Here is a 26,481-nt window from a genome sequence, read left to right on the forward strand (position 1 = left end):
GGTTTGCAAGGAGTGGTACATGAACATGCGTTTGCTGGCGGGCCTGTTGTTCGCCGTTTCGGTCGTGGGTTTCAGTTTGGGGGCCAGCCTGCCGCTGGTGTCGTTGCGCCTGCATGAAGCCGGTGCGAGCACCCTGGAAATCGGCATCATCTCGGCCATCCCCGCTGCGGGCATGATGCTCTCGGCGTTCCTGGTCGACGCCTGCTGTCGCCACCTGACCCGGCGCACCATCTACCTGCTGTGCTTCAGCCTGTGCACGCTCAGCATTGCCTTGCTCGAGTCGGCGTTCGGCTCGCTGTGGCAGCTGGCGCTGTTGCGCCTGGGCCTGGGGCTGGGCATGGGTATCGCCATCATCCTCGGCGAGTCGTGGGTCAACGAACTGTGCCCGGAGCACAACCGCGGCAAGATCATGGCCCTGTACGCCACCAGCTTCACCGGTTTCCAGGTGCTCGGCCCGGCAATGCTGGCGGTGCTGGGCGCCGACAGCCCGTGGATCACCGGTGTGGTCACCGCCTGCTATGGCCTGGCGCTGCTGTGCATCGTGCTGACCGTACCCAACGACCATGTGGAACATGAAGAAGGTGAAAAGAGCTTCGGCCTGGCCGGTTTCTTCCGTGTGGCGCCGGCGTTATGCGTGGCGGTGCTGTTCTTCTCGTTCTTCGATGCCGTGGTGCTGTCGCTGCTGCCGGTGTATGCCACCAGCCATGGCTTTGCCGTGGGCGTGGCGGCGCTGATGGTGACCGTCGTGTTTGCCGGTGACATGTTGTTCCAGTTGCCGCTTGGCTGGTTGGCCGACCGGGTGGAGCGCACCGGGCTGCACCTGGTATGCGGGCTGCTGGCGATGGCGATCGGTATCGGCCTGCCCTGGCTGCTGAACCTGACCTGGTTGCTATGGCCGCTGCTGGTGCTGCTGGGCGCCGTGGCAGGCGGCATCTATACCCTGGCGCTGGTACTGATCGGGCAGCGCTTCAAGGGGCAGGACCTGGTTACCGCCAATGCCAGCGTGGGTTTGCTGTGGGGGGGGGGTAGCCTGGTCGGGCCGCTGGTCAGCGGTGCGGCGATGGATGTGGCGCCGCATGGTCTGCCTATCGCGCTGGCTCTGATGGCCGGGTTGTTCGTGTGCTTTGCCCGGCAGTCGTACCGGCGCACGGTGCGGTTGCGGGGCGATGGTGCCGAGCAATACCCTGCCAGGAATTAGCCGCGCAAGAATCGGCGTTTGTCCGATGAACGGCTGCGTTAAGCTGGGCCTGCAATCGACCCGTTGGAGGTGCCATGATCCTGTCCGACCTATCGCCTGAAGCCTACCGTGAGGCCACTGAATACCTTGCGGCGCTCGACCCGGACTGGTCGCGGCATATCGAGGCGACCGGGCCTTGCCTGCACCAGGCCACGCCGGGGCGTGAACCTTACGAAGTGCTGGTGCGAGCGATTGCCTACCAGCAACTGCATGCCCGTGCTGCCGAGGCAATTCTGGGGCGGCTTTTGGCGCTGTTTCCGGAGGCTGCGTTCCCAGGGCCGGAGCAGTTGTTGGCGGTTACACCGGAAACCATGCGCGCCTGTGGTTTTTCCGCGAGCAAGATGGCGACGATCCAGGGTATTGCCCAAGGCCGGCTGGATGGCCTGGTGCCGAGCCGGGAAGAGGCACTGGCCATGGCTGACGAGGCGTTGATCGAACGGCTGGTGGCATTGCGCGGGGTAGGGCGGTGGACGGTGGAGATGTTGCTGATCTACAGCCTGGCGCGTTCGGACGTACTGCCGGTCGACGATTTTGGCGTGCGCGAGGGGTATCGGCGGCTGAAGGGGCTGGACAAGGCGCCGACGCCGGCGCAAATGCGTTCGCTGGGTGGCGGCTGGCGCCCATACCGCACCGTGGCGGCCTGGTACCTGTGGCGGGCCTGAGGTTTTGCACTGCCTGTGCCGGCCCTTTCGCGGGCAAGCCCGCTCCCACAAGGATTCCACAGCCTTGAAAGGCTATGCAGTACCTGTGGGAGCGGGCATGCCCGCGAAGAGGCCGGCACAGGCAACAACCTATCTGGACATTTACCAATGAACCCCTACACCACCCCCGACCAACGCTGGCAAGCCGTAGAATCCCGCGAAACCGCCGCCACCGGTCACTTCGTCTACGCCGTGCGCACCACCGGCATCTACTGCCACCCCGGCTGCAAATCGCGTCTTGCCAAGCGAACCAACGTCGAGTTCTACGACACCCCAGCTGCCGCCGAAACCGCCGGCTACCGCGCCTGCAAACGTTGCACCGCCACCACCAGCGCCACCCGCCACAGCCAGCTGGTCACCCGCGCCTGCCGCCTGATCGAAGCCATCGACCCGGCACCCAGCCTCGACCAACTCAGCGCCCAACTGGCCGTCAGCCCTTTTCACCTGCATCGCCTGTTCAAGGCCGAAACCGGTCTGACCCCCAAGGCCTATGCCACCGCTTTCCGTGCCCGGCGCCTGCGCGCCCACCTGGAAGATGGCCAGCGCTCTGTCACCGATGCCATCTATGACGCCGGCTACAACTCCAACAGCCGCTTCTACGAAAGCGCCGACCAGCGCCTGGGCATGCGTCCGCGGCAATACCGCGCCGGCGGCGCCGGGGCAACCATCCACTTCGCCCTTGGCCAATGCTCCTTGGGTGCCATCCTGGTGGCCCAGAGCGAGAAGGGCATTTGCGCGATCCTGCTGGGCGACGATCCCGAGGCCCTGCTGCACGATCTGCAGGACCAGTTCCCCAAGGCCCACCTGGTCGGCGGCGACAGTGCTTACGAACGGTTGGTCGCCGAGGTGGTGGGATTCGTCGAAGCACCCGCGCTGGGCCTGGCCCTGCCACTGGATGTGCAAGGCACTGCGTTCCAGGAGCGGGTGTGGCAAGCCCTGCGCGAGGTGCCGGCCGGCAGCCGGGTCAGCTACACCGACATCGCCGAGCGCATCGGCGCGCCCAAGGCGGTGCGTGCGGTGGCCATGGCCTGCGCGGCCAACCACATCGCCGTGGCCATCCCCTGTCATCGGGTGGTCCGCCGCGACGGTGACATCAGTGGCTACCGCTGGGGCATCGAGCGCAAACAGCAGTTGCTCAAACGAGAAACGGCACTCTCCTGATCGCGTGAAGCCGCGTAGAATCCACCGCCAAATCGAATTGTAAAGAGGAATATTCGATGAGGCGTGTCAGCCTTGCCCGTTATTGTCCAGGCCTGATGGTTTTCATGGCCCTGATGCTTGCCATTGCCAGCCCGGCCTGGTCGGCCCCGGCCACGCCATTGTCCAATCTGGCGGTTGCCGAAGCGGACGTGCTGGATGAAAACGCCAGCATCGAGCAGTTGAGCGAGCGGCTGGACCAGATACGCCAGGGCGTTACCAGCGACGCCAATGACGATCTGCTTTCGCAGTTGCGCCTGGGCGCAATGCAGGTGCAGCGTCAGGCCGACGCGTTGACTGCCCTGCGCACCACTGATGTTGAAAAAGTCGACGACAAGCTCAAGGTCATCGGCCCGGTCCAGCCGGACGAGGCGGCTACCCTGACCCAGCAGCGTAAAGCGCTGGAGGCCGAGAAGAAGGCCTTGGTGGCGCAGCGGGATCAGGCCTCCAAGCTGACCCAGTCGGCGCGCGACTTGTCCACGCAAATCGTCAACCTGCGCCGCAGCCAGTTCAACTCGCAGATCACCAGCCGCGCGGCCTCACCGCTGAGCCCGGCGTTCTGGCAGAGCATCATTCGCCCCACCCAGGACGATGTTGCACGCCTGCGTGACCTGCGTGGTGAGACGGCTGATGCCATCGGCAGTGCCTTCAGCGCTGAAAATCGCTGGCTGTTCATTACCAGCCTGGTAGCGGCAATCCTGGTCTGGACCTTGGTGCGCCGCGTGCTCGAGCGCCTTCTCGCCGGCGCCATGGTCAGCTGGCTGCCCGAAGGCCGCCTGCGCCGCAGTGCGCTGGCGCTGGGTGTCAGCCTGGCAACCTTGGGCACCATCGCCGGCTCGGTCTCGCTGCTGCGTTGGGGGCTGGAGAGCAGCGCCGAGTTGGGCGCCGATATCGCCAGCCTGGCCAATCATGTGCTCGCGCTGGTGGTGTTCAGCGCCTTCATCACCGGCCTGGGCCGCGCCATGCTGATGCTGCAGCGTCCGTCCTGGCGCCTGCCGCCTATTCACGATGAAGTGGCCAGCGCCCTGGGCTGGTTCCCCAAGGTGCTGGCGTTGGCGCTGATGGTCATGATGACCATGGAACGCATCAACAGCGTGATCGGTGCCAGCCTGGCGCTGACCGTGGCGGTCAACGGCCTGACCGCGCTGGTAGTGGCGTTCACCTTCGCCGGTGCGCTGCTGCGTTACCGCCGCACCCTGCGCAAGCATGACCTGGAGCGCCCCACAGGCCTGGCCGGGCTGATCCCGTTCGTGATGGTGATCTGGCTTACGTTGATCCTGCTGGCCTTGCTCGCCGGTTACCTGACACTCGCCTACTTCCTCACCGCCAAGCTGCTGTGGGTCAGCCTGGTGATTACCTGTGCCTACCTGCTGACCACGTTCTTTGGCGACCTCTGCGAAACCCTGCTGTCGCCCCGCCAGCCCGGCGGCCTGGCGCTGGCCTCGACCCTGGGCCTGGCGCCACGTCACCAGGCCCAGGCCAGCACCATCCTGGCCGGTATCGGCCGCACCGTGGTGCTGTTCCTGGCGTTGTTGCTGGCACTGATGCCGTCGGGCACCAGCCCCAGCGAACTGCTGTTGAGCCTGGGTGATTGGGACGAGACCGGCGGCAAGCTGCTGGGCAACATGAACATTGTCCCCCAGGACATTCTGTTGGCAGTGGTGATGTTCCTCGGCGGCCTGTTCGCCATCCGCGTGGTCAAGCGCTGGCTGAGCGATCGCCTGCTACCGGAAACCGACATGGACGCCGGCATGCGTGCCTCGCTGGTGACTCTGGTGGGTTACCTGGGCTTCATCTTCCTGGCCATGCTGGTGATGTCGACCCTGCGCATCAACCTCACCAGCCTGACCTGGGTGGTCAGTGCCCTGTCGGTGGGTATCGGTTTCGGCTTGCAGCAGATCGTGCAGAACTTCATTTCCGGCCTGATCCTGCTGACCGAGCGCCCGGTCAAGGTGGGCGACTGGGTCAGCCTGGCGGGTGTCGAGGGCGACATTCGCCGTATCAACGTGCGCGCCACCGAGATCCAGATGTCCGACCGCTCGACGGTTATCGTGCCCAACTCGCAGTTCATCTCGCAGAACGTGCGTAACGTGACCATGGGCAACGCCCTGGGCGTGGTCGGCATTACCCTGACCATGCCGCTGGAGACCGATGCCAACCGCGTGCGTGAACTGCTGCTGGCGGCTTACCAGGAGCACGAGGCGATTCTGGATGCGCCGGCTACCTCGGTCACCTTCAAGGACCTGACCAGCAGCGGCATGGTGATAGGTGTGAGTGGTTACGTGGCGGGGCCGCGGCAGGTGTCCGGTACGCGCAGCGACCTGTTGTTCACCATCCTTGGGCGCCTGCGTGATGAAGGTATTGCCCTGTCGTCGCCGCAGAGCATGGTGTTGGTGCAGGAGGGCGCTCGCTCGGCTGACGAGTCGGTGTGAAGCCAATCGCCGGCAAGCCAGCCCCCTGCCTCAATGCTGCTTGGCCTGCCTGATCCTCAGCAAAATCACCAGCAACACCAACAGCGCAGGCGGCGCCATGGCCAAAAGCCCATCCCGCGCCGTCAGCCCCAACCCCAGCACATTCAGCCCGCCATACAGCAGCTTGAACAAGTTCAGCAGGTAGTAGGTGATGGCAATGATCGACAGCCCCTCCACCGCCCGTTGAATCTTCACCTGGGCATCAGCCCGGGCATTGAGGCTGCGCAGGATCTCGGCGTTCTGCTCTTCCATTTCCACCTGTACCCGCGCCTGCAACAGGTCGCCCAGGTTGGCCACATTCTTTGCCAGCTGCTCCAGGCGCTGCTCGGTGGCCGCGCAGTAGCGCACGGTCGGCTTGAACCGGCGTTCGATGAAAACCCCCAGGCGCTGGCAGTCGCCCACATGGCTTTCCCGCAGCTCGCCCAGGCGTTCGAACACCAGTTGCGCATAGGCTTGCGTGGCGCCGAAGCGGTGGCGGGTTTTCACCGTACGGCTGACCACCTGGCGTGACAGGTGGGCAATGGCTTCCAGCAAGCCTTTGGAATCATGGTCATCGACACCGGCACTTCGCTCCGAGAGGTTGACCAGGGTCTTGTCGAAGGCATCCAGTTCCTGGCTCAGGTCCTTGGCCGTGGTCAGGGTCAGCGAGGCCATCATGCGGTAGGTCTCGATCTCCAGCAGACGGCGGATCATGCGGCCCTGTCGGTAGGCATTGAGGCGACGGTTGATGAACAGGAAGCGGTTGGTGCCGTCCTCGGTCAGGCGAAAATCGCTCCACACCACCGCATCGCCACCGCCGACGCAGGAGCCGCACGGGTCTTTGAAACCGTAGTGGGGCAGGTCCAGTTCGTGTTCGTCACGGACCAGCACCTGCACCGCGTTGATCACCTGCGCCGCTTGCGGGGCGATAGCCTCGGCCAGCACCGGCGGCAGCGTTTGCCACTCGGTGTCGGCGGCAGTGCAGGGCACCACCAGGGTCAGGGTGAAGAACTCGGTGTGCCGTTCCCACTTGAACGGATGACCATCCAGGCGGGTGATGCCTTGGGCGGCTGCGGTGTCCAGGGCATCCGGGCAGCATCGTTGCAGCAGTGCCGCACAGGCAGCATCGCCGCCGAGCAAGGCCAGGTGGAAGACATGCGCCGGGCCGTCGAAATACAGCGACGGGCGGGCGTGCAGTTCGTTGTGCAAGGCGGTGCGTTGAGGGTGCATGGGTGGTCCGGCCTGGTGTTGTGATTGTGGGGGGTACCAGGAAGTGGGACTTTGCGGTCGGCGGGCAAAGTCACGCGGGCGCAGAGTTTTGTGTCGCCTGTGCCGGCCTCTTCGCGGGCAAGCCCGCTCCTACAGGTAGCGCGCAGCCCTTCAGGCCTGCGCCGCAAAGAAGTCCCGGTATCATTGTGACGACCCAGGGAAATTAGCCCTGATGCTCCTGTTCAACAACAGAGAAACGGCTGCGGCGCGGGTAGGATAATTCCCAAGCTACTTCCAGCTGAAGCATTTGGTTTCAGGTTGGGAAAAGTCTTACATCTGAGGGGGCCAAGGCGAGGGCTTCGCCCTCGATCGCCGGCAAGCCAGCTCCCACAGCGATGGCACATGGCTTGCCGGCGAAAGGGCCGCAAAGCGGCCCCGGAAATCTCAACCCAGACAGCGCGTCACATGCTTGACCGACTGGTAGGCCGACAACCCCCAAGGCCCCAGCTCACGCCCGATCCCGCTACCCTTGGTGCCACCCCACGAGGTCTCGACGAACACCGCCTGCACCGAGTTGATCCACACATGGCCAACCTCCAGCGCATCGGCCACCCGCTCGGCGCGTTCCAGGTCGGCGGAGCACACCGTAGCCACCAGCCCGAAGCGGCTATCGTTGGCCTCGGCAATTGCCTGTTCCTCGGTCGCAAAGCGACGCGCGCACAGCACCGGGCCAAAGATTTCCTCGGTCCACAGGCGGCTGTCTTTCGGCACATCGGCATACAGCGTCGGGCTGACGAACCAGCCATCCCGGTCCAGCGCCTTGCCACCGGCCAGACACTGCAGGCCTTCTTCCCGCGCCGTGGCAAAGTAGCCGGCCACCTTCAGCCACTGCGCCTGGCTGGTCAGCGGCCCCATGTCGACCTCTTCGGTCAATGGATTACCGACCCGCAGGTTTTCCAGTGCCACCTGCAAGCGCGGCAGCAGCGCATCGGCAATGCCGTCCTGCACCAGCAGCCGCGAAGTGGCCGAGCACATCTGCCCGGCGTTCCAGGTGATGCCGGCGACGATCCATTCCACTGCCTGGCCCACGTCGCAATCATCGAACACCACGATCGCCGACTTGCCGCCCAGCTCCAGCGTCACCGGCCGGCACTGCGCCGAAGCGCTGCGCATTACCTGGCTGCCGACACTATTGCTGCCGGTGAACGACAGCTTGTCCAGGCCATTGTGGTTGCTCAGTGCAGCGCCGGTTTCGGCCTTGCCGTTGACGATGTTCAACACCCCGGCCGGCAGCTCCAGGGCATCGGCGATCTGGCCATAGGCCTGTTCGATCAGCGGGGTGACTTCCGATGGCTTTAGCACCACGGTGCAACCAGCGGCCAGGGCCGGGGCGAGCTTCCAGGCGCTGGTCACAAGCGGGAAATTCCACGGCACGATCAGGCCGACCACGCCCACCGGTTCCAGGCGGGTGCGAGCGCTGAAACCCGGCGCAGCCAACGGCACATCGCGGTTCTTCGATGGCAGTTGCTCGGCCAGTTCGGCGTAGTAGCCGAAGGTGGCGATGGCGTCGTCCAGGTCGATTTCCGCCTCATGACGTGGCTTGCCGTTGTTGCGCATCTGCAAGGTGATCAACGCTTCACGGCGCTGCCCGAGTTGTTCGGCAAAGCCGCGCAGGTAGGCGGCGCGCTCGCTGGCGCTGGTGTTTTTCCAGGCGGGCAGGGCGCCACGGGCAGCGGTCACTGCCTGGTCTACCTGGGCGACGCTGGCGGCCTTCAGTTCGGCAAAGGGTTGCCCAAGGGCCGGGTCATTGACGCTGATGCAGTCGCTGCCCTGGCCTTCGACCCAGCGGCCGGCGATGTAGTGGGAAGTGGTCATGGTCGGTTTCCAGTCAGGCCGTTTCGGCGGTGGTTACCGGCGAGTGCGCGGTGCTTTTGCAACGCACCCAACGCGGGCCCTGGGGGCCATACACGCCGGCAGGTTCGGGGAACAGGTTGAGCAGCAGCAGGTACAGCACACCGGCCAGCCCCAGGGTGACCGGCAGGCTCAGGTCGATGCCGCCGGCCAGGTCGCCCAGTGGGCCGACGAACTGCCCTGGCAGGTTGACGAAGCACAGGCCCACCGCCGCGCTGGGGATCCACGCCCCCATGCCGCGCCAGTTCCAGCCATGCAGGAACCAGTAGTGGCCGCCACGTTGGCCGCGGGTGAACACCTGCAGGTCGTCGGCATGGTAGAAGCCGCGGCGGGTGATCAGGCCGAGGATCATGATCACCATCCACGGGCTGGTGCAGGTGATGATCAGCACGGCGAAGGTCGACACGCTCTGCACCAGGTTGAAGGTGAAGCGGCCGACGAAGATGAAGCCGATCGCCAGCACGCCGATCAGCAGTGTGGCGCCGGCACGGCTGAGCAGGCGTGGGAACACACTGGACATGTCCAGGCCGGTGCCGTACAGCGCGGTGGTGCCGGTGGACATGCCACCGATCACCGCAATCAGGCACACCGGCAGGAAGAACCAGCTTGGCGCCACCGCCAGCAGGCCACCGACGTAGTTGTTGGCGGCGATGTAGTCCGGCGCCTGGGTGGCCACCAGGGTGGCGGTGCACAGGCCGAACAGGAACGGGATCAGTGTCGCGCCCTGGGCCGCGATCACCGCCAGCATGATGCGCGCCTTGGGCGTTTCACGCGGGATGTAGCGCGACCAGTCGCCGAGGAACGCACCGAACGACACCGGGTTGCTCATGGCCAGGATCGCCGCACCGACGAATGCCGCCCAGAAGCCCGCCTGGCCGAGGTTTACGCTACCCGCATAACCGGCGTCGAACGGCCCGGCAAAGGCAACGATGCCCAGCAGGAACAGCAGGCTCGAGGCCCACACGGCGATCTTGTTGACCCACAGCATGAAGCGGAAGCCAAAGATACACACCACCAGCACCAGTACCGCGAACAGGCCGTAGGCCAGGCCCAGGGTCAGGTCGGTTTCCGGCAGGCCGGCCAGGCGCTTGGCACCGCCGACCAGGGCGTCGCCCGAACTCCACACCGACAGCGAAAAGAATGCCACCGCGGTGAGCAGCGACAGGAACGAACCGACGATGCGCCCGTGCACGCCAAAGTGCGCACCCGACGACACCGCGTTGTTGGTGCCGTTGAGCGCGCCGAACAGGCCCATGGGCGCGAGGATCAGCGCGCCCACGCCGACGCCGAGCAGGATCGCCCACACACCGGCCTGGAACGACAGCCCGAACAGCACCGGGAAGCTGCCCAGCACGGCCGTGGCGAAGGTATTGGCGCCGCCGAAGATCAGGCGGAACAGGTCCAGCGGGGAGGCGTCGCGTTGATCGTCGGGGATCTGTTCGACGCCATTGGTCTCGATACCGGTCGAGTGGCTCATGGTGATGCTCCAGCGCGGTTGTTGTGGGCCGGCGCAGTGCGCGGGCCTTCTTGTGGGTGCGATGGCAGGGCGGCAGGGCCGCGTAAAGGGGATCAGGCCGGCGATACGACCGACAGGTGCTCGTGGCAGGCCAGCCACCGTTCGCCGTGGCGGCGGAAGACGATGGTCTCGCGCTCGCTCAACTGGTGTTCTTCGCCGGCGATGCGGATGTGCGTGGCCACATCGTGCATGAAGATCGCCACGTCACCTTGCAGGCTCACCTGGGCATTGCCCGATTCGCAGGCGAGCACGGCAAACCCGTCGGCCTGCCACTGGTCCCAGAGTTGCTCGTAGGCATGGCGCGAAAGCAGCGGTTGCGGCAGGGTGTGGAAAAGGAAGGTGGCGTCTTCGCTGAAGCAGGCGAAATAGCGAGCGGTGTCGTTGCTGGCGAACGCCGCAACGAGGTCGGCGGCGGCTTGCCGTACCTGGAGTGTCTGGTCCACGGGAGTGGCCTCACGGTTCTTGTGATTGTGGTGAAGCGATTCTGGTGGCGGTCGGCGAGGGGAAAAATCGCTGCGGGCAAATAATCAGTTCAGGAATTTGTGAAGTGATGGCTGCGCTTTCTCAGGTTTCGCACTGCGCATCCTGTGGGAGCGGGCGTGCCCGCGAAGCATGCAACGCGGTGCATGGCACCGGCTTCGCCGGTGTTCGCGGGCGCGCCCGCTCCCACAGGGATTGTGCTGGCCGTGCTTGCGGAGTCTGCTGTCATCTGACTGCAACGAATATTCAGCAACCTTTCTGCCATCTCCCCGTGCCTCATTGCGAGTTCGAATGGGCCATCCCGCGCTGCATCTGCCACAGGACCACGACCTGTTCGGCCTGCTCTACGCCTTCGCCTTCCGCCCTGGCCAGCCGGGGCGCGAAATCGATTCGGCGCAGTTGTTGCGCACGCTCGGCCAGCCGCTGGAACCTGGCGAGTTTCTCTGGGTGCACCTGAACCTGGCCCACGCTGCCTGCGAACGCTGGTTGCGCACCCACCTGCAGTTGCCCGAAGCCTTCTTCGAAACCCTGCGCGAAGGTTCGCGCTCGACCCGTATCGAACACGCCGACTCGGCGCTGCTGGCGGTGGTCAACGATGTGGTGTTCAACTTCGGCCTGGTGTCCTCGGACATCTCCACGCTGTGGGCCTGCGCCAGCAGCCAGTTGCTGGTAAGCGCGCGGTTGCAGCCGCTGCATTCGGTGGACAAGCTGCGCTCGTCGGTCAAGCATGGCGAGCGCTTTCATTCGTCCATCGAGTTGCTGGTCCATCTGTTGCGCGACCAGGGCGATGTGCTGACCCAGATCGTGCGTGAAACCACCACCAGCGTCGACCGCATCGAAGACCAGTTGCTGTCCCAGCGCCTGAGCGACAACCGCGCCGAACTGGGCAGCATGCGCCGGGTGCTGGTGCGCTTGCAGCGCCTGCTGGCGCTGGAGCCGGGGGCGCTGCTGCGCCTGCTCAACCGGCCGCCCGACTGGCTGCAGGAACAGGACATACGCCAGCTGCGCGCGGCCACAGAAGAGTTCACCCTGGTGATCAGCGACCTCACCGCCCTCGGTGAGCGGATCAAGCTGTTGCAGGAAGAAATCGCCGCCAAGCTCAACGAACAGACCAACCGCACCCTGTTCACCCTGACCGTGGTGACCGTGCTGGCGCTGCCCATCAACATCATCGCCGGCTTCTTCGGCATGAACGTCGGGGGTGTGCCGCTGGCGGAAAACCCCCATGGTTTCTGGGTGCTGGTGGCCCTGGTGGCGACCTTCACCGTGCTGGTTGGGCGCTGGGCGTTTCGCAAGCGGCGCGAGTACTGACTTAATTGTTGTGTTGGCCGGGACAGGCCAAAACGAATCGACCGACGGCCTCCCCACCCCGCCATCCTTGCCTACGCTGATACTCCAACCTGCTAAAGCAAGGAAACCCGTCATGGCCTTCCAATACAAGCGTCTGGACAAGAACAACGCCGCCGTGCTGCTGGTCGACCACCAGACCGGCCTGCTCTCGCTGGTAAGGGACATCGACCCCGACCGCTTCAAGAACAACGTCCTGGCCCTGTCGGACCTGGCCAAGTACTTCAAGTTGCCGACCATTCTCACCACCAGTTTCGAGACCGGCCCCAACGGCCCGCTGGTGCCCGAACTGAAAGAGCAGTTCCCCGACGCCCCGTACATCGCCCGGCCTGGCAACATCAACGCCTGGGACAACGAGGACTTCGTCAAGGCCGTCAAGGCCACCGGCAAGAAGCAGCTGCTGATCGCCGGCGTGGTGACCGAAGTGTGCGTGGCCTTCCCGGCACTGTCGGCGCTGGAGGAGGGCTTCGAGGTATTTGTCGTCACCGATGCCTCCGGCACCTTCAACGAACTGACCCGTGACTCGGCCTGGCGGCGCATGGAGGCCGCCGGGGCGCAACTGATGACCTGGTTCGGCGTGGCCTGCGAGCTGCACCGTGACTGGCGCAATGACATCGAAGGGCTGGGGACCCTGTTCTCCAACCATATTCCGGACTACCGCAACCTGATGACCAGCTACAACAAGATGGCCAAGTAATCCGGCCTTGAAGGCACCCCGTACCCTGTGGGAGCGTGGCAGTTAAGGTTTGCCGGCTTGATTGGGGCTGCTTTGCAGCCCTTCGCGGGCTTGCCCGCTCCCACAGGGACCGCGCTTTTTTGAGCCTCACACCAAACCTGTGGGAGCGGGCAAGCCCGCGAAGGGCCGCAAAGCGGCCCCCATTTGCTTGATTGACCGGCATCAGGGTAAACCCACATCCTCCCCGGAACACTCCCCAGCACTCGCAGAATCAATGAGATAGAAGCAAGCCTGCAAAATCCACAAGCGAAGCGGCAAACTGCCATGGATCGACCATACTGACTCTTCATTCGCCCTCAGGAGAGCGCCATGTCGAAGTCGTCCAGGAAGAGAGACCCCAAGGACCAGCCAGAGAAACTGGGCGGCAAGGCGTACGAGAAGGAACTCAAGCAGCTGCATGTGGAGCTGGTGAAGCTGCAGGAATGGGTGGTGGCCAAGGGCCTGAAGGTGTGCATTGTCTTCGAGGGCCGCGATGGCGCCGGCAAGGGCGGTACCATCAAGGCCATTACCGAGCGCGTCAGCCCGCGAGTATTCCGCGTGGTGGCGCTGCCGGCGCCAACCGAGCGGGAAAAGAGCCAGATGTATGTGCAACGCTACCTGGGCCACCTGCCTGCCGCGGGCGAGGTAGTGATCTTCGACCGCAGCTGGTACAACCGCGCCGGTGTCGAGCGAGTGATGGGCTTCTGCAGTGAAGAGCAGAGCAGCAAGTTTCTCACCGTGGTGCCGCTGTTCGAAAAGATGATGGTCGAGTCGGGGATCATCCTCATCAAGTACTGGCTGGAGGTCAGCGCCGAAGAGCAGACCCGCCGCCTGCAGGACCGCATCAACGATGGCCGCAAGCTGTGGAAGCTGTCGCCGATGGACCTCAAGTCCTACACACGCTGGGATGAATACACCCGGGCCCGCGACGAAATGTTCGCCGCCTCCGACTCGTCATGGGCACCGTGGTTCATGGCCCATTCCAACGACAAGCGCCGTGCCCGGCTGAACATCATCAGCCATCTGTTGACGCGCATTCCCTACAAGGACATTACCCGCGACGGGCTGGTGAAGTTGCCCAAGCGCGGCAAGATCGGCAAATACAAGGCCGTCAACTACCCGTTCAAGGTCGTCGAAGAGCGTTTCTGATCTCTCCCCGTGGGGAGCAGCGAGGGTGCGAGCCTATGCCACATGATGGCAGCCTGTTGCAGGCGACGGTGGTGTTCCTGCTGGCCGTGGTGCTTCTGGTACCGCTGGCGCAGCGTTTGAAAATGGGGGCGGTGCCCGGCTATCTGCTGGCGGGCATCCTGATAGGGCCATCGGTGTTTGGCCTGCTGAACAACCCGGATAACGTGGCACGCCTGTCGGAGATGGGTGTGGTGATGCTGCTGTTCGTCATCGGCCTGGAGCTGTCGCCGCGGCGTTTGTGGGGCATGCGCCGGGCGCTGTTTGGCGTCGGCTCGCTACAAGTGGGCCTGAGTGCTGTAGTGCTTGGCCTGCTGGCGTACTGGCTGTTCGGCCAGTCGAAGCCGGCTGCCATCGTGCTGGGCCTGGGCCTGGCGCTGTCGTCCACCGCGTTTGGCCTGCAGGTACTGGCCGAGCGCAAGGACCTGGGCAAGCCGCACGGCCGCCTGGCCGTGGCGATCCTGCTGTTCCAGGACATTGCCGCGATCCCGCTGATTGCCGTGGTGCCGCTGCTCGGTGGTGATGTCAGTACCGCCGACGAAGGCGCCTGGCCGGTGTTGGCGGTGGTGGTTGGCATAGGTGTGCTGATCATCTTTGGCCGCTACCTGTTGACCCCTGTTTTCAAGTGGACAGTCGGTTCGGGCCTGCCCGAGCTGTCTACCGCTACCGCCTTGCTGGTGGTGCTGGGCACCGCCTGGGTGATGGAGCACGTGGGCGTGTCGATGGCGCTGGGGGCATTTCTGGCGGGCGTATTGATGGCCGAGTCGCCTTTCCGTCACGAACTGGAAACCCAGATCGAGCCCATCAAGGGTTTGCTGCTGGGGCTGTTCTTCGTTGGCGTGGGGATGAGCGCCGACCTGCGCCTGCTGTTCGGCATGCCGTTAATGGTGCTGGGGCTGACCCTGCTGCTGGTGATGATCAAATTGCCGCTGCTTTATGGCCTGGGCCGCACCGCAGGTGGGCTCACCCAGGCCCAGGCGCTGTGCCTGGGCGTGGTGCTGGCGTCTGGCGGCGAGTTTGCCTTCGTGGTGTTCAAGCTGGCGTTGGATCATCAGGTGCTTGCGCAGCAGGTGCATGACCTGCTGGTGCTGGCCATCACCTTGTCGATGGCGGTAGTGCCGTTGGTAATGATGGCCCTGGCGCGGCAGTTGCGTGACGACAACCCCACACCGGCAGCCCCTGAAGCGGGCCACTGAATCGCGCCACATGGCGCACCTGGAGTTCGGAGGTGAAGCATGCAACCGGGTATCAAGATGGACAGCCGCCTGTCGCGGGGCTTGCTCGATGTGCTCATCAAGGCCGGCCTGGTGGCTGCGCTGGTGATATTCGCCTTCCAGACGTTCCAGCCGTTCCTGGAGCTGATGCTGTGGTCGGTGATCCTGGCGGTGACCTTGTACCCGTTGTATTGCCGCATCCAGCGCCGCACAGGGCTCAAGGACGGGCTTTCGGCGACGCTGGTCGTTCTGCTGGTACTGGTCGTGCTGCTGGTGCCGATCTACCTGGTGGTGATGTCCATCGGCGAGTCGGTGGACAGCCTGGTGACGCTGCTGAAAAGCGGGGCCTGGACCGTGCCGGCCCCTCCCGACTCGGTGGCGGCTTGGCCGCTGATCGGGCCGAAGGTGCATGCCTTGTGGCTGGCCGCCTCGGAAAACATGGCCGGTGTGCTGAACCAGTGGATGCCCCAGCTCAAGGGTGCCGGGCGCACGGTGCTGGGGGCAGCGGCCAGCGCAGGCGGCGCGTTCCTGCTGTTCATCGCGGCGATCATCGTCTCGGGCATCATCATGGCGTTCGGTGACCGCGGCGAAATCGCGGCGCAGCGCATTGCCATGCGGGTGTCGGGGGAGGAACGCGGCAAGCCATTGGCCAAGCTGTGCACCGCCACCATTCGCGCGGTGGCCCAGGGCGTGATCGGCATTGCCTTCATCCAGATGCTGCTGATCGGTGTCGGCTTCGTCATCAAAGGGGTACCGGGGGCGGGGATGCTGGCAATCGTCATCCTCATGCTGGGGATTGCCCAGGCACCGGCCACGTTGATAACGGTGCCTGTGATCATCTACATCTTCAACGTCGAAGGCTTTACCGTGGCGACCATCATTTTCGCCATCTACACCTTCGTCGCCGGGCTTGCCGACAACGTGCTCAAGCCGCTGCTGCTGGGACGCGGGGTGGACGTGCCGATGCCGGTGGTGCTGATCGGGGCATTGGGCGGCATGGTGGTCAAAGGCATCATCGGCCTGTTCATCGGGCCGGTGATCCTGGGCGTCACTTATGTACTGTTCTGGCAGTGGGTGGCGCTGCAGGTGCCGGAAAATCCCGTCGAACCGTCGGCATAAGCCAAGGCCTGCCATGCCCGGACGCTTCTGTGGTTGTGCACTGAGCCTGGCTGCCGCGTTGGTGGGCTGTACCCAGGTCGGCCCGGATTTCCAGCCGCCGCAAGACCCGTGGCTGGGCACCTGGAACACCCCGCTGCTGGAGCAGGCCGGGCAGCAGGCCGCGGCGCCCGACCTGCGCCAGTGGTGGGCCGTGTTCGCCGACCCTGCCCTGGATGCCTTGATCGCCGAGGCCGATGCCAATAACAGCAACCTGCGCGTGGCTGGTTTGCGCGTTGCCGAAGCCCGCGCCCAGTTGGCCATCGTGCAGACCGGGCGTTATCCACAGCTGCAGCAACTGCGCGCGCAGAGCCTTTACCTGAAACAGGATCAGTCCGGCACCGCCACCGCTCGCGACTCGGTGTTCTGGCAATCCAGCGCGGGCTTCGACATCGGCTGGGAAATCGACTTCTGGGGGCGCTTCAGCCGCGCCATCGAAAGCGCCGACGCCGTCTACTTCGCCTCCCAGGCCAATTACGCCGATGCCATGCTGCTGTTGCGTGCGCAGGTGGCCGACACCTACTTTGCCCTGCGCACCGCCGAGGCGCGGCTGGATATCGCCGAAGAAAACGCCCGCCGCCAGGAGCGCAGCCTGGAGATAACCGAGCGGCTGTTCCGTCATGGCGAAAACGACGAACTCGACTGGCAACAGGCGCGCACCCAGTACCTGGCTACCCAGGCCACCATCCCCGAGTTCCAGAACCAGCTCAATGCCCTGCGCAATGTGCTGTGCTCGCTGCTGGGCCGCGCGCCCGGGCCGCTGCCACAGCTGGATGCCGGCCACGGCCAGTTGCCGTTGCCGGACCGTGCCGTGCTGCAGGATGTGCCCGCCCGCCTGCTGCAGCGTCGCCCGGACATCCGCGCCGCCGAGCAGGCGGTGGCGGCGCAGTCGGCGCTGGTCGGGGTGGCCGAGGCCGACCTTTATCCACAACTGAGCCTGTTGGGCAGCATCGGCTGGAGTTTCGTCACGGCCAATCATTTGCCCGATACCTTCGACATCGCCGCCGGGCCCAGCCTGATCTGGAACCCGTTCGACTACGGCCGACGCAAGAACGCTGTGCGCGTGGAAGATGCCCGCTTGCAGCAACTGATCGAGCTGTATCACCAGGACGTTCGCGAAGCCGCCCGTGAGGCCGACGATGCCGCCAGCGGGCTGGTGCGCTCGCTGCAGAGCGCAAGTATCCGCGACCAGGCCTCGCAGGCCGCGCAGCGCTCCCTGAACCTGGCCAGCTCGCAGTACCGCGAAGGCTTTGCCGACTTCCAGCGCGTGCTCGACGCCCAGCAACTGCTGCTGCAGCAACAGGACGGCTACCTGGTCAGCCGCGGCAATGCCGTCAGCAGCCTGGTGACGCTGTACAAGGCCCTGGGCGGCGGCTGGGACGCCAGCCGCGCACCGATCGACCCGGCCACCCGCCAGCAGATGCAGCAACGCACCGACTGGGGTGAACTGCTTGACGAGCCAGGCCCCAGCGCACATGCACAAGGTGAAACGAAATGAGCGACACCACGCCGACGCCATCCCCGCCAGCCCCCGATCGCGGCATGCGCTGGGTGCTGCTGCTGATTGTCGTGAGCCTGCTGTGGTACCTGCTGGCCGATCGCTTCACGCCCTATACCCAGCAAGCCCGCCTGCAGGCCTACGTGGTGCCGGTGAGTGCCGAGGTGGCTGGGCAGGTGAAGCGTGTGGCGGTGGGCAACAACCAGGAAGTGCGCAAGGGCGATGTGTTGTTCGAACTGGACCAGGAGCAATATCGCATTGCCCTGGCTCGCGCCGAAGCCGACCTGGACACGGTACGCCGGCAGATCGGCGCCCACACCGCTGGCATCGACTCGGCCCAGGCGGCGCTGGTGGCGGCCCAGGCCAACGAGCGCAAGGCCCGGCAGGACGCCGAGCGGCTCAAGCGCCTGATCGATGAAGACCCGGGCACGGTGTCGGTGCGCCGCCTGGAGGGCGCCCAGGCCAGCCGCGACCAGGCCATCAGCCAGGTGGCGGCAGCCCGTGCCGAAGTTGAGCGGGCCCGTGAGCAGCAGGGCGGAGCGCAGGACGACAACGCCCAACTGCGCAGCGCGGCGGCCAATGTGGAAAAAGCCCGGCTGGACCTGGCGCGCACCATGGTACGCGCCGATGCAGACGGGTTGATCACCGACCTGCGCACCGACGTTGGCCACTATGTTGGCGCCGGCAGCCCGATGATGACCCTGATCGCTATCCATGACGTGTGGATAAGTGCCGACATGACCGAGAACAACCTAGGTCGGCTGCGCCCTGAAACCCCGGTGCTGGTAGTGCTCGATGCGCTGCCCGGCACGGTGTTGAAGGGGCGCATTCGCAGCATCGGCTACGGTGTGAGCGTAGGCCAGAGTGCCCCGCCAGGTACGTTGCCGACCGTACAGAACAGCCGCGAGTGGCTGCGCTCCGCACAGCGCTTCCCGGTTATCGTCGAACTGGAGCGTGACCAGTTGCAGGACAAGACCGTATTGCGGGTCGGTGGCCAGGCCGAAGTCATGGCCCTGCCAAGCGAGGGCAACCCATTGAACCTGCTGGGCCGGCTGTTCATGTGGCTGATGAGCTGGCTGTCGTATGCCTATTGAACTACGCCGCCTGCGTGCCCTGCGCCTGGCCTGGGGCGTGGCGCTTTGCCTGGCGGTGAGTTTCGGCATCGGCTTGCCGGTACCGATCCTGGCGCCGGTGTTCGCGGTGTTGTTGCTGGCCATGCGCAGCCAGCCCTTGCCCCTGCGTGCGGCACCGGCCTTGGCGGTGCTGGTGCTGCTTGCCTGCGGCAGCGGGCTGCTGCTGATTCCGCTGCTGCGCCATGCCCCGGTAAGTGGGGTGTTGCTGGTGAGTGTGGGGGTTTTCCTTACCTTGCGTTATGCGCTGAAAGGCGGCAACGGCCTGTTGGCCAATTTGCTGGTTATCGGCCTGACCATGATCGCTGCCGCCGGCACCAGCGACTTCAGCCTGGCGCTGTCGGTGGTCGAAGCGCTGGCCAAAGGCATGCTGCTGGCGGTGCTGGGCACGGCAGCGGCGCATGTGCTGTTTCCCGAGCCGGCCGATGCGCCGGCGCAACCGGCACCGCCTCTGCTCGACAGTGACCAGGTGAGCTGGGTTGCCTTGCGTGCTACGTTGATCGTCATGCCGGCCTTCTTGCTGGCGCTGATCGCCCCGGACCAGTACATGCCGCTGATCATGAAGGCAGTGAGTCTGGGGCAGCAGGCCGGTGAGACCCGCGCACGGCATGCCAGCCGCGAACTGATCGGCTCGACCTTGCTGGCCGGGTTGCTGGCGATATTGATGTGGGGCGCGTTGAGCCTGTTCGTGCACCTGTGGATGTTTTTCCTGTGGGTGCTGCTGTTCGTCCTTTGGCAGGGGCGCAGGCTTTACCGGGCGGTGGATACCAGGCAAAGCCCGGCGTACTGGGTGAGTTGCCTGACGACCATGCTGATCTTGCTGGGGCAGTCGGTGCAGGACAGCGCGGGAGGGCAGGATGTTTACCGCGCCTTTGCCGTGCGCATGGCGCTGTTTCTGGCGGTGTCGGTGTACGCCAGTGCCATGCTCATATGGATTGATCGGCGGCGGGTTCGGACTGCTTAGTTCTTCTGTACTGGCCTCTTCGCGGGCACGCCCGCTCCCACAGGTACAGCGACAACCTTGAGGTTTGTGCGGTCCCTGTGGGAGCGGGCATGCCCGCGAAGAGGCCAGCCCAGGAAAACCTAGGGCTTCCAGTCAACCCCACTCTCCTCCAGGTAGGCATCCACCGCTGCCCCAACAGTGGGATGAAACGCCGACTCCCCCATATGCTCGAACAACTCGAACTGCCGCATCTTGTCCTTTACCGGGTCCTTCATCTCGGCAAACTGCAACTCCACCCCCCGCGCCTCCAGCGCCCGGTCCAGCTCGGCCAGCATGTCCGCCGAGGTGATATCGATGCTGGTCACCGGCTCTGCCGCGATCACCAGCCGTTGTACCGGGGTAGGCGATGCATCCACCGCCGCCATCACCGTGCTCTGGAACTGTTCGGCATTGGCAAAGAACAGCGGGGCATCCCAACGCAGCAGCACCAGCCCCGGAATGCGTCGGGCCTGTGGATAACGCTGCACATCATGGTAACCGCGGGTGCCATCCACCCGTCCCAGCACCGCATGATGCGGCCGCCAGCCGTCCCACAGGAATTCGATCACCGATATAGCCACGGCAATGCAGATACCGGGAATGGCCCCGAATACCGCTACGCCGACGAAGCAAGTGAACGACAGCCAGAATTCCCATTGCTGCATGCGGAAGATGCGCTTGAGGTCGGCGAACTCGAACAGGCCCAATGCTGCGGCAATCACCACTGCCGCCAGGGCGCTGTTGGGCAGGTGTTGCATCAGGTTGGGCGCCACCAGCAGCAACAGGGTCACCGCCAGCGCGCCGATAATACCGGTGAGCTGAGTCTGCGAGCCGGCCGCTTCCGCCACGGGGGTGCGCGATGAGCTGCTGCTGATGGGGATGCCCTGGAACAGCCCCGAGGCCAGGTTGGCCACACCCAGGCCGAACATTTCCTGGTTGGGGTTGACCGGGGCCTTCATGCGCGCGGCGTATGAACGTGACAGCACACTGGTATCGGCGAACGACACCAACGCTACTGCGATGCCGCCGAGCAGCACCTCCACCAGGTCGATATCGCTGACCCAGGGGAACACGAAGCTGGGTAGCCCCTGGGGCAGTTCGCCGAGCACTTTCACGCCTTGCTGGTCGAGCCCCAGCAGGCTCACCGCCAGCGTGGCCAGCACCACAGCAATGAGAATGCCCGGCAAACGCTTGAACGGCTTGAGCAGCAGGATCAGCGCCAGGCTACCGCCACCGACCACGAAGCTTGGCCAATGGCCCTGGCCGGCGAGCAATGCCTGGATCAGGTTCCAGGTATCCCGCAGCGGGCCCTGGCTGTCGACCGACAGGCCGAACAGTTTGGGCAACTGGCTGATCAGCACCGTGAGGGCGATGCCGTTCATGTAGCCATAGCGGATCGGCTTGGACAGCAGTTCGGTGATGAAGCCCAGGCGCAGCAAACCGGCGATCACACAGAACGCCCCGGCGACCAGGGCCATCATGCTGGCGATGGCGATTGCCCGTTGCGGGTCGCTGGCGGCGTATTGCACCACTACTGCCAGGATCGGCGCGGCCAGCGCCGAGTCCGGGCCCAGCACCAGGATGCGGCTGGGGCCGAACAGGGCGTAGGCCAGCAGCGGGATGATGGTGGCGTACAGGCCGTAGATGCCAGGTACGCCGGAAGCTTCGGCATAAGCGATACCCACCGGCACCAGCATGGTGGTGAGCACCAGGCCTGCGGCGATGTCTTTGGGTAGCCAGGCGGGTTGGTAGTGGAGCAGGGTGACCAGGCCGGGTAACCAGCGTTGCCAGTCGATGCGGGTTTTTTCGGGCATGGTGCGTGCGTCCATGGGAGGGTGCTGAATCACAGCTTAGATGCTGAATTCCGGGGCCGCTCTGCGGCCCTTTCGCGACACAAGGCCTTTGATGCAAGGACCAGAAAATGCGTGGTACCTGTGGGAGCGGGCATGCCCGCGAACACCGGCGCAGCCGGTGCCATGCACCGCGTTGGATTCTTCGCGGCTAAAGCCCACAGGGGGCGCGTGCCGCTTGCCAAATGCCAGAAAAAACAAAACCCCTTGAGGCGTTGGCCTCAAGGGGTTCGTAGGTACTGCGGTCTGGCGCTTAGACGTTGAAGCGGAAGTGCATCACGTCACCGTCCTTGACGATGTAGTCCTTGCCTTCCAAACGCCATTTACCGGCTTCCTTGGCACCGCTCTCACCCTTGAACTGGATGAAGTCGTCATAGGCCACCACTTCAGCGCGGATGAAACCTTTTTCGAAGTCGGTGTGGATCACGCCAGCGGCCTGTGGTGCGGTGGCACCGACGCGTACGGTCCAGGCGCGTACTTCCTGCACGCCGGCAGTGAAGTAGGTCTGCAGGTTCAGCAGCTCATAACCGGCGCGGATAACGCGGTTCAGGCCAGGCTCTTCCAGGCCCAGGGCCTCGAGGAACATATCCTTCTCTTCACCGTCTTCCAGCTCGGCGATTTCCGCTTCGATCTTGTTGCACACCGGCACCACTACCGCGCCTTCTTCCTCGGCGATGGCCTTGACCACGTCCAGGTGCGGGTTGTTGTCGAAGCCGTCTTCGGCCACGTTGGCGATGTACATGACCGGCTTGCTGGTCAGCAGGTGGAAGCCGCGGATGACCGCCTTGTCTTCGGCGCTCATGTTCTTCATCAGGCTGCGCGCTGGCTTGCCTTCGGTGAAGTGCGGGATCAGCTGTTCGAGGATGGCCTTCTGCGCCAGGGCTTCCTTGTCGCCGCCCTTGGCGTTGCGGGCAACCTTCTGCAGCTGCTTCTCGCAGCTGTCGAGGTCGGCGAAGATCAGCTCGAGGTCGATGATCTCGATGTCACGCTTGGGGTCGACGCTGTTGGAAACGTGGATCACGTTCTCGTCTTCGAAGCAGCGCACCACGTGGGCAATGGCGTCGGTCTCGCGGATGTTGGCGAGGAACTTGTTGCCCAGGCCTTCGCCTTTCGAGGCACCAGCCACCAGGCCGGCGATGTCGACGAACTCCATGGTGGTCGGCAGGATGCGGTTTGGCTTGACGATTTCAGCCAGTGCATTCAAGCGCGCATCGGGCATCGGCACGATGCCGCTGTTAGGCTCGATGGTGCAGAAGGGGAAGTTCTCCGCCGCGATGCCAGACTTGGTCAGGGCGTTGAACAGGGTGGACTTGCCGACGTTGGGCAGGCCGACGATGCCGCAATTGAAACCCATGGGTATTCCCCTCTCTAAAGGAAATCAGGCCTTCTGGCTGTGCAGCTCGCGCATCGCCTTGGCGAAGTCGCCGGCAAGCACGTCCGGCAGCACGCCGAGGGCAAAATCGATGCTGGCGTCGAGCTTCTCCTGCTCGGCGCGCGGCGCGCGGCCCAGGACGAAGTTGGAGACCAGTTTGGCGTCGCCCGGGTGGCCGATGCCAAGCCGCAGGCGGTGGAAGTCGTTCTGGTTGCCGAGCTGCGCGATGATGTCGCGCAGGCCGTTGTGCCCACCATGGCCACCGCCGCGCTTGAGCTTGGCGACGCCCGGGGGCAGGTCGAGTTCGTCATGCGCCACCAGGATCGCTTCCGGCTTGATGCGGAAGAAATTGGCCAAGGCCGCCACGGACTGGCCGCTACGGTTCATGTAGGTGGTGGGGATGAGCAGACGAATGTCGTTGCCCTGATGGCTGAACTTAGCCGTCAGGCCGAAATATTTGCGGTCAGCGGTCAACGAGACGCGCTGGGCGCTGGCAATGCGTTCAACGAAAAGAGCCCCTGCGTTATGCCGGGTCTGTTCGTATTCGGGGCCGGGGTTACCCAGGCCGACGATCAACTGGATGGCGGTCACGTCAGGGGCTCTTCCTTGGAGTTGGTGGGTTACAGGGCGCGCGGCACTGTAACCCGATCAACGCCGGCGCGCGAGTGGATTACTCGGCAGCGCCTTCTGCTTCTGGAGCAACGCGTGGAGCGTGAACGTTGGCAACAGCTTTGTCATCACCGTGGGCCAGAGCTACGAACTCTACGCCTTTCGGAGCTTTCAGGTCCGACAGGTGGATGATGGTGCCGATTTCAGCGTTGGCCAGGTCGACTTCGATGAACTCAGGCAGGTCTTTGGCTTCGCAGGAAACTTCGATCTCGGCTTCTACGTGGGAGATCTCGCCGCCTTTCTTGACCGGGGCTTCTTCATTGATGAAGTGAACCGGTACCTTGGCGGTCAGTTTCTGGCCAGCAACGACGCGAACGAAGTCGGCGTGCATGATGAAGCCTTTGGCCGGGTGGCGCTGCAGAGCCTTGACCACGACGTTTTGCTTGGCGCCGTCGACGTTCAGTTCCAGAACGTGGCTGAAGGCAGCCTCGTTTTCGAACAGCTTGGTGATTTCCTTGGCCAGGATGGTCAGGGACTGAGCGTCCTGGTTACCACCGTAGACAACGGCTGGGATGTTCGCGGAGTGACGCAGGCGGCGGCTCGCACCTTTCCCCAGGTCAGTACGCGCTTGGGCGTTCAGAGTGAATTCGGTCATTTTGTTTCTCCAAAGTAGCCCCCCGAGGGCGTTTGCGACCAGCGCCAACGGGGATGGCAAAAAAGCCCCGCCCCAACAACCAGTGTTGGGGCGGGGCGCTTTTCGTCAGCGTGTGTTCCGCTTAGCGGAACATCGCGCTGATCGATTCTTCGTTGCTGATGCGGCGGACCGCTTCAGCGACAACCGGTGCGATATCCAGTTGGCGGATACGGTCACAGGCTTGAGCGGCGGCGGACAGCGGAACGGTGTTGGTCACCACCAACTCGTCCAGTACCGACTTCTCGATGTTCTCGATCGCGCGGCCCGACAGGACAGGGTGCGTGCAGTAGGCGTAAACCTTGGCAGCGCCGTGTTCTTTCAGGGCTTTGGCCGCGTGGCACAGGGTGCCGGCGGTGTCGACCATGTCGTCTACCAGGATGCAGGTGCGCCCTTCGACGTCGCCGATGATGTGCATGACCTCGGAGTGGTTAGCCTTCTCGCGGCGTTTGTCGATGATACCCAGGTCGACGCCCAAGGACTTGGCGACGGCACGTGCGCGCACGACACCACCGATGTCCGGGGAGACGATCATCAGGTTCTCGAAACGCTGGTCCTCGATATCGTCGACCAGTACGGGCGAGCCGTAGATGTTGTCGACCGGGATATCGAAGAAACCCTGGATCTGGTCAGCGTGCAGGTCGACGGTGAGTACACGGTCGATACCTACGACAGTGAGCATGTCAGCGACGACTTTGGCGCTGATGGCTACACGTGCCGAACGCGGACGGCGGTCCTGGCGGGCGTATCCGAAGTAAGGAATCACGGCGGTGATTCGGGATGCTGAGGAGCGGCGGAAGGCGTCGGCCATCACTACCAGTTCCATCAGGTTATCGTTGGTCGGGGCACAGGTCGGCTGAATAATGAAGACGTCTTTACCGCGGACATTCTCATTGATCTCAGTGCTGATCTCGCCGTCGGAGAACTTACCGACAGAAACGTCACCGAGAGGGATATGCAGCTGACGTACGACACGCCGAGCCAGATCGGGGTTGGCGTTCCCCGTAAAGACCATCATCTTGGACACGCGCAGTACCTGAAGGCTGAGGGTAACCTGGATGAGTATAAGGAAAATGGCAGGGGCGGCTGGATTCGAACCAACGCATGGCAGGATCAAAACCTGCTGCCTTACCGCTTGGCGACGCCCCTGTATCTGTTGCTGCGAACGCTTATGCGCTCGACTTCTTGACCAGACTTTGCAGCTTGCGATGCAACATCGAAACGTTGCTTCCTTTCGCCACAAACCCTGTTTGGGTCGCTGAAAGAAGGGCCAGAACTTTATCAGCTTCGGCTTTGCTTGGGAAGGCCCCAAACACACAACTTCCAGTACCGGTCAGTCGAGCCTCAGTGAATTTACCCAGTGAATTCAACGCATTGCGAACTTCCGGGTAACTCTGCTCTACCACCGGTTGGCAGTCATTTCGACTGTTTCCCTCGGGAACGGGGCGCATCTTAAGGGGGAGCGAATCACGTGTCAACTGTGGATGTGAAAAAATTTCTACTGTGCTGACAGACACTTGCGGCACCAGCACGACATACCACGGCTCTTCCGGGTCGACCGGGGTCAATTGTTCACCCACGCCCTGGGCGAATGCCGCGTGGCCGCGCACGAATACCGGTACGTCGGCGCCCAGGCTCAGGCCCAGTGCGGCCAGGCGGTCTTCGTCCCAGTCCAGTTGCCACAGGTGGGCGAGGGCCAACAGGGTAGTGGCGGCATCCGAGCTGCCGCCGCCGATGCCGCCGCCCATGGGCAGCACCTTGGTCAGCCAGATATCGGCGCCCAACGTCGTGCCGGATTGTTCCTGCAGCTTGCGCGCAGCACGCACGATCAGGTTGCTGTCATGCGGCACTGCTTCGATCTCGGTGTGCAGGCGGATCACGCCGTCGTCACGCACGGCAAAGCTCAGTTCGTCGCCGTGATCGAGAAACTGGAACACGGTTTCCAGCTCGTGATAGCCGTCCGCACGGCGGCCGATGATGTGCAGCCACAGGTTGAGCTTGGCCGGAGCGGGCAGGGTGAGGGTCTGCATGT

Annotated in this window: 22 protein-coding genes and 1 tRNA gene; 12 read left to right on the forward strand and 11 right to left on the reverse strand. The window is 64.1% G+C overall.

The features are described from left to right. Positions 1 to 19 precede the first annotated feature (19 nt). The 4 genes from AC2T3R_RS03560 (at position 20) to AC2T3R_RS03575 (ending at position 5,567) form a co-directional block, all read left to right on the forward strand. Positions 20 to 1,198: an MFS transporter gene (locus AC2T3R_RS03560; RefSeq protein WP_486744659.1), complete on the forward strand. Its 1,179-nt coding sequence runs from the start codon at positions 20 to 22 to the stop codon at positions 1,196 to 1,198. 74 nt (positions 1,199 to 1,272) lie between these two features. After that, the gene (locus tag AC2T3R_RS03565) at positions 1,273 to 1,899 is read left to right on the forward strand and encodes a DNA-3-methyladenine glycosylase family protein (protein WP_013970834.1); all 627 of its coding nucleotides are present in this window, start codon (positions 1,273 to 1,275) and stop codon (positions 1,897 to 1,899) included. A gap of 147 nt (positions 1,900 to 2,046) precedes the next feature. Further along, positions 2,047 to 3,099: a bifunctional DNA-binding transcriptional regulator/O6-methylguanine-DNA methyltransferase Ada gene (gene ada / locus AC2T3R_RS03570; RefSeq protein ID WP_015268912.1), complete on the forward strand. Its 1,053-nt coding sequence runs from the start codon at positions 2,047 to 2,049 to the stop codon at positions 3,097 to 3,099. Between the two features lie 56 nt (positions 3,100 to 3,155). After that, a complete protein-coding gene (locus AC2T3R_RS03575; RefSeq protein WP_410952048.1) occupies positions 3,156 to 5,567 on the forward strand; it encodes a DUF3772 domain-containing protein in 2,412 nt (803 codons plus the stop codon). 30 nt (positions 5,568 to 5,597) lie between these two features. On the opposite strand, the gene AC2T3R_RS03580 is transcribed toward AC2T3R_RS03575, so the two are convergent. From AC2T3R_RS03580 to AC2T3R_RS03595, 4 genes are all read right to left on the reverse strand, one after another. Then, complete coding sequence (locus AC2T3R_RS03580; protein ID WP_486744660.1) at positions 5,598 to 6,815, reverse strand: DUF3422 domain-containing protein; 1,218 nt, start codon at positions 6,813 to 6,815, stop codon at positions 5,598 to 5,600. Between the two features lie 423 nt (positions 6,816 to 7,238). Next, positions 7,239 to 8,669 (reverse strand): aldehyde dehydrogenase family protein, encoded by a 1,431-nt coding sequence (locus AC2T3R_RS03585; protein ID WP_015268915.1) that lies wholly within the window; start codon positions 8,667 to 8,669, stop codon positions 7,239 to 7,241. 13 nt (positions 8,670 to 8,682) lie between these two features. Then, positions 8,683 to 10,182: a purine-cytosine permease family protein gene (locus tag AC2T3R_RS03590; RefSeq protein ID WP_264209764.1), complete on the reverse strand. Its 1,500-nt coding sequence runs from the start codon at positions 10,180 to 10,182 to the stop codon at positions 8,683 to 8,685. 92 nt (positions 10,183 to 10,274) lie between these two features. Continuing rightward, a complete protein-coding gene (locus tag AC2T3R_RS03595; RefSeq protein WP_486744661.1) occupies positions 10,275 to 10,664 on the reverse strand; it encodes a YybH family protein in 390 nt (129 codons plus the stop codon). Between the two features lie 328 nt (positions 10,665 to 10,992). Here AC2T3R_RS03595 and AC2T3R_RS03600 point away from each other — a divergent pair, with 328 nt between their 5' ends. The 8 genes from AC2T3R_RS03600 to AC2T3R_RS03635 all read left to right on the forward strand — a co-directional run bounded on the left by AC2T3R_RS03600 (position 10,993) and on the right by AC2T3R_RS03635 (position 19,909). After that, positions 10,993 to 12,012, forward strand: a complete 1,020-nt coding sequence (locus AC2T3R_RS03600) for a transporter (protein ID WP_024086247.1) — start codon at positions 10,993 to 10,995, stop codon at positions 12,010 to 12,012. Positions 12,013 to 12,124: 112 nt separating this feature from the next. Continuing rightward, positions 12,125 to 12,745, forward strand: a complete 621-nt coding sequence (ycaC, locus tag AC2T3R_RS03605; protein WP_013970853.1) for an isochorismate family cysteine hydrolase YcaC — start codon at positions 12,125 to 12,127, stop codon at positions 12,743 to 12,745. A 348-nt stretch (positions 12,746 to 13,093) separates the two neighbouring features. Further along, the gene (ppk2, locus tag AC2T3R_RS03610; protein ID WP_003256373.1) at positions 13,094 to 13,912 is read left to right on the forward strand and encodes a polyphosphate kinase 2; all 819 of its coding nucleotides are present in this window, start codon (positions 13,094 to 13,096) and stop codon (positions 13,910 to 13,912) included. Positions 13,913 to 13,947: 35 nt separating this feature from the next. Continuing rightward, a complete protein-coding gene (locus AC2T3R_RS03615; protein ID WP_410952045.1) occupies positions 13,948 to 15,144 on the forward strand; it encodes a monovalent cation:proton antiporter-2 (CPA2) family protein in 1,197 nt (398 codons plus the stop codon). Positions 15,145 to 15,183: 39 nt separating this feature from the next. Further along, positions 15,184 to 16,281: an AI-2E family transporter gene (locus AC2T3R_RS03620; RefSeq protein ID WP_013970855.1), complete on the forward strand. Its 1,098-nt coding sequence runs from the start codon at positions 15,184 to 15,186 to the stop codon at positions 16,279 to 16,281. Positions 16,282 to 16,294: 13 nt separating this feature from the next. Next, entirely contained in the window at positions 16,295 to 17,815 is a 1,521-nt protein-coding gene (locus AC2T3R_RS03625) for an efflux transporter outer membrane subunit (RefSeq protein ID WP_367070555.1), read from the forward strand. Beyond that, positions 17,812 to 18,909: an HlyD family secretion protein gene (locus AC2T3R_RS03630; RefSeq protein ID WP_015268934.1), complete on the forward strand. Its 1,098-nt coding sequence runs from the start codon at positions 17,812 to 17,814 to the stop codon at positions 18,907 to 18,909. The genes AC2T3R_RS03625 and AC2T3R_RS03630 overlap by 4 nt, the downstream gene beginning before the upstream one ends. Then, positions 18,899 to 19,909, forward strand: a complete 1,011-nt coding sequence (locus AC2T3R_RS03635) for a DUF2955 domain-containing protein (RefSeq protein ID WP_054572318.1) — start codon at positions 18,899 to 18,901, stop codon at positions 19,907 to 19,909. Before AC2T3R_RS03630 ends, AC2T3R_RS03635 begins: the two co-directional genes overlap by 11 nt. Positions 19,910 to 20,028: 119 nt before the next feature. On the opposite strand, the gene AC2T3R_RS03640 is transcribed toward AC2T3R_RS03635, so the two are convergent. The 7 genes from AC2T3R_RS03640 to ispE all read right to left on the reverse strand — a co-directional run bounded on the left by AC2T3R_RS03640 (position 20,029) and on the right by ispE (position 26,479). Then, the gene (locus AC2T3R_RS03640) at positions 20,029 to 21,741 is read right to left on the reverse strand and encodes a SulP family inorganic anion transporter (protein ID WP_486744662.1); all 1,713 of its coding nucleotides are present in this window, start codon (positions 21,739 to 21,741) and stop codon (positions 20,029 to 20,031) included. A gap of 289 nt (positions 21,742 to 22,030) precedes the next feature. Beyond that, positions 22,031 to 23,131 carry a redox-regulated ATPase YchF gene (gene ychF, locus AC2T3R_RS03645; protein WP_013970895.1) on the reverse strand — a complete coding sequence of 367 codons (1,101 nt, stop codon included), beginning with the start codon at positions 23,129 to 23,131 and terminating at the stop codon, positions 22,031 to 22,033. Between the two features lie 24 nt (positions 23,132 to 23,155). Next, on the reverse strand, positions 23,156 to 23,740 hold the full coding sequence (gene pth / locus AC2T3R_RS03650) for an aminoacyl-tRNA hydrolase (RefSeq protein WP_410952042.1): 585 nt from the start codon (positions 23,738 to 23,740) through the stop codon (positions 23,156 to 23,158). 79 nt (positions 23,741 to 23,819) lie between these two features. After that, positions 23,820 to 24,413: a 50S ribosomal protein L25/general stress protein Ctc gene (locus AC2T3R_RS03655; protein ID WP_013970896.1), complete on the reverse strand. Its 594-nt coding sequence runs from the start codon at positions 24,411 to 24,413 to the stop codon at positions 23,820 to 23,822. Between the two features lie 121 nt (positions 24,414 to 24,534). After that, a complete protein-coding gene (locus tag AC2T3R_RS03660) occupies positions 24,535 to 25,476 on the reverse strand; it encodes a ribose-phosphate pyrophosphokinase (protein ID WP_003247410.1) in 942 nt (313 codons plus the stop codon). A 47-nt stretch (positions 25,477 to 25,523) separates the two neighbouring features. Then, positions 25,524 to 25,598: transfer RNA gene (locus AC2T3R_RS03665), tRNA-Gln, on the reverse strand. Positions 25,599 to 25,618: 20 nt separating this feature from the next. After that, the gene (gene ispE, locus AC2T3R_RS03670; RefSeq protein WP_013970897.1) at positions 25,619 to 26,479 is read right to left on the reverse strand and encodes a 4-(cytidine 5'-diphospho)-2-C-methyl-D-erythritol kinase; all 861 of its coding nucleotides are present in this window, start codon (positions 26,477 to 26,479) and stop codon (positions 25,619 to 25,621) included. Positions 26,480 to 26,481: the final 2 nt, after the last annotated feature.

This window comes from Pseudomonas sp. PVC-5-1, assembly GCF_057444345.1.

Bases quoted from the DNA above. Each gene is read 5' to 3' on its own strand.
- AC2T3R_RS03575 (WP_410952048.1), top strand. From the start codon at position 3,156: ATGAGGCGTGTCAGCCTTGCCCGTTATTGTCCAGGCCTGATGGTTTTC.
- AC2T3R_RS03625 (WP_367070555.1), top strand. From the start codon at position 16,295: ATGCCCGGACGCTTCTGTGGTTGTGCACTGAGCCTGGCTGCCGCGTTG.
- AC2T3R_RS03615 (WP_410952045.1), top strand. From the start codon at position 13,948: ATGCCACATGATGGCAGCCTGTTGCAGGCGACGGTGGTGTTCCTGCTG.
- AC2T3R_RS03635 (WP_054572318.1), top strand. From the start codon at position 18,899: ATGCCTATTGAACTACGCCGCCTGCGTGCCCTGCGCCTGGCCTGGGGC.
- AC2T3R_RS03640 (WP_486744662.1), bottom strand. From the start codon at position 21,741: ATGCCCGAAAAAACCCGCATCGACTGGCAACGCTGGTTACCCGGCCTG.
- AC2T3R_RS03585 (WP_015268915.1), bottom strand. From the start codon at position 8,669: ATGACCACTTCCCACTACATCGCCGGCCGCTGGGTCGAAGGCCAGGGC.
- ychF (WP_013970895.1), bottom strand. From the start codon at position 23,131: ATGGGTTTCAATTGCGGCATCGTCGGCCTGCCCAACGTCGGCAAGTCC.
- ispE (WP_013970897.1), bottom strand. From the start codon at position 26,479: ATGCAGACCCTCACCCTGCCCGCTCCGGCCAAGCTCAACCTGTGGCTG.
- AC2T3R_RS03600 (WP_024086247.1), top strand. From the start codon at position 10,993: ATGGGCCATCCCGCGCTGCATCTGCCACAGGACCACGACCTGTTCGGC.
- AC2T3R_RS03630 (WP_015268934.1), top strand. From the start codon at position 17,812: ATGAGCGACACCACGCCGACGCCATCCCCGCCAGCCCCCGATCGCGGC.
- ppk2 (WP_003256373.1), top strand. From the start codon at position 13,094: ATGTCGAAGTCGTCCAGGAAGAGAGACCCCAAGGACCAGCCAGAGAAA.
- ada (WP_015268912.1), top strand. From the start codon at position 2,047: ATGAACCCCTACACCACCCCCGACCAACGCTGGCAAGCCGTAGAATCC.
- ycaC (WP_013970853.1), top strand. From the start codon at position 12,125: ATGGCCTTCCAATACAAGCGTCTGGACAAGAACAACGCCGCCGTGCTG.
- AC2T3R_RS03565 (WP_013970834.1), top strand. From the start codon at position 1,273: ATGATCCTGTCCGACCTATCGCCTGAAGCCTACCGTGAGGCCACTGAA.
- AC2T3R_RS03560 (WP_486744659.1), top strand. From the start codon at position 20: ATGAACATGCGTTTGCTGGCGGGCCTGTTGTTCGCCGTTTCGGTCGTG.
- AC2T3R_RS03580 (WP_486744660.1), bottom strand. From the start codon at position 6,815: ATGCACCCTCAACGCACCGCCTTGCACAACGAACTGCACGCCCGCCCG.
- AC2T3R_RS03655 (WP_013970896.1), bottom strand. From the start codon at position 24,413: ATGACCGAATTCACTCTGAACGCCCAAGCGCGTACTGACCTGGGGAAA.
- AC2T3R_RS03590 (WP_264209764.1), bottom strand. From the start codon at position 10,182: ATGAGCCACTCGACCGGTATCGAGACCAATGGCGTCGAACAGATCCCC.
- AC2T3R_RS03620 (WP_013970855.1), top strand. From the start codon at position 15,184: ATGCAACCGGGTATCAAGATGGACAGCCGCCTGTCGCGGGGCTTGCTC.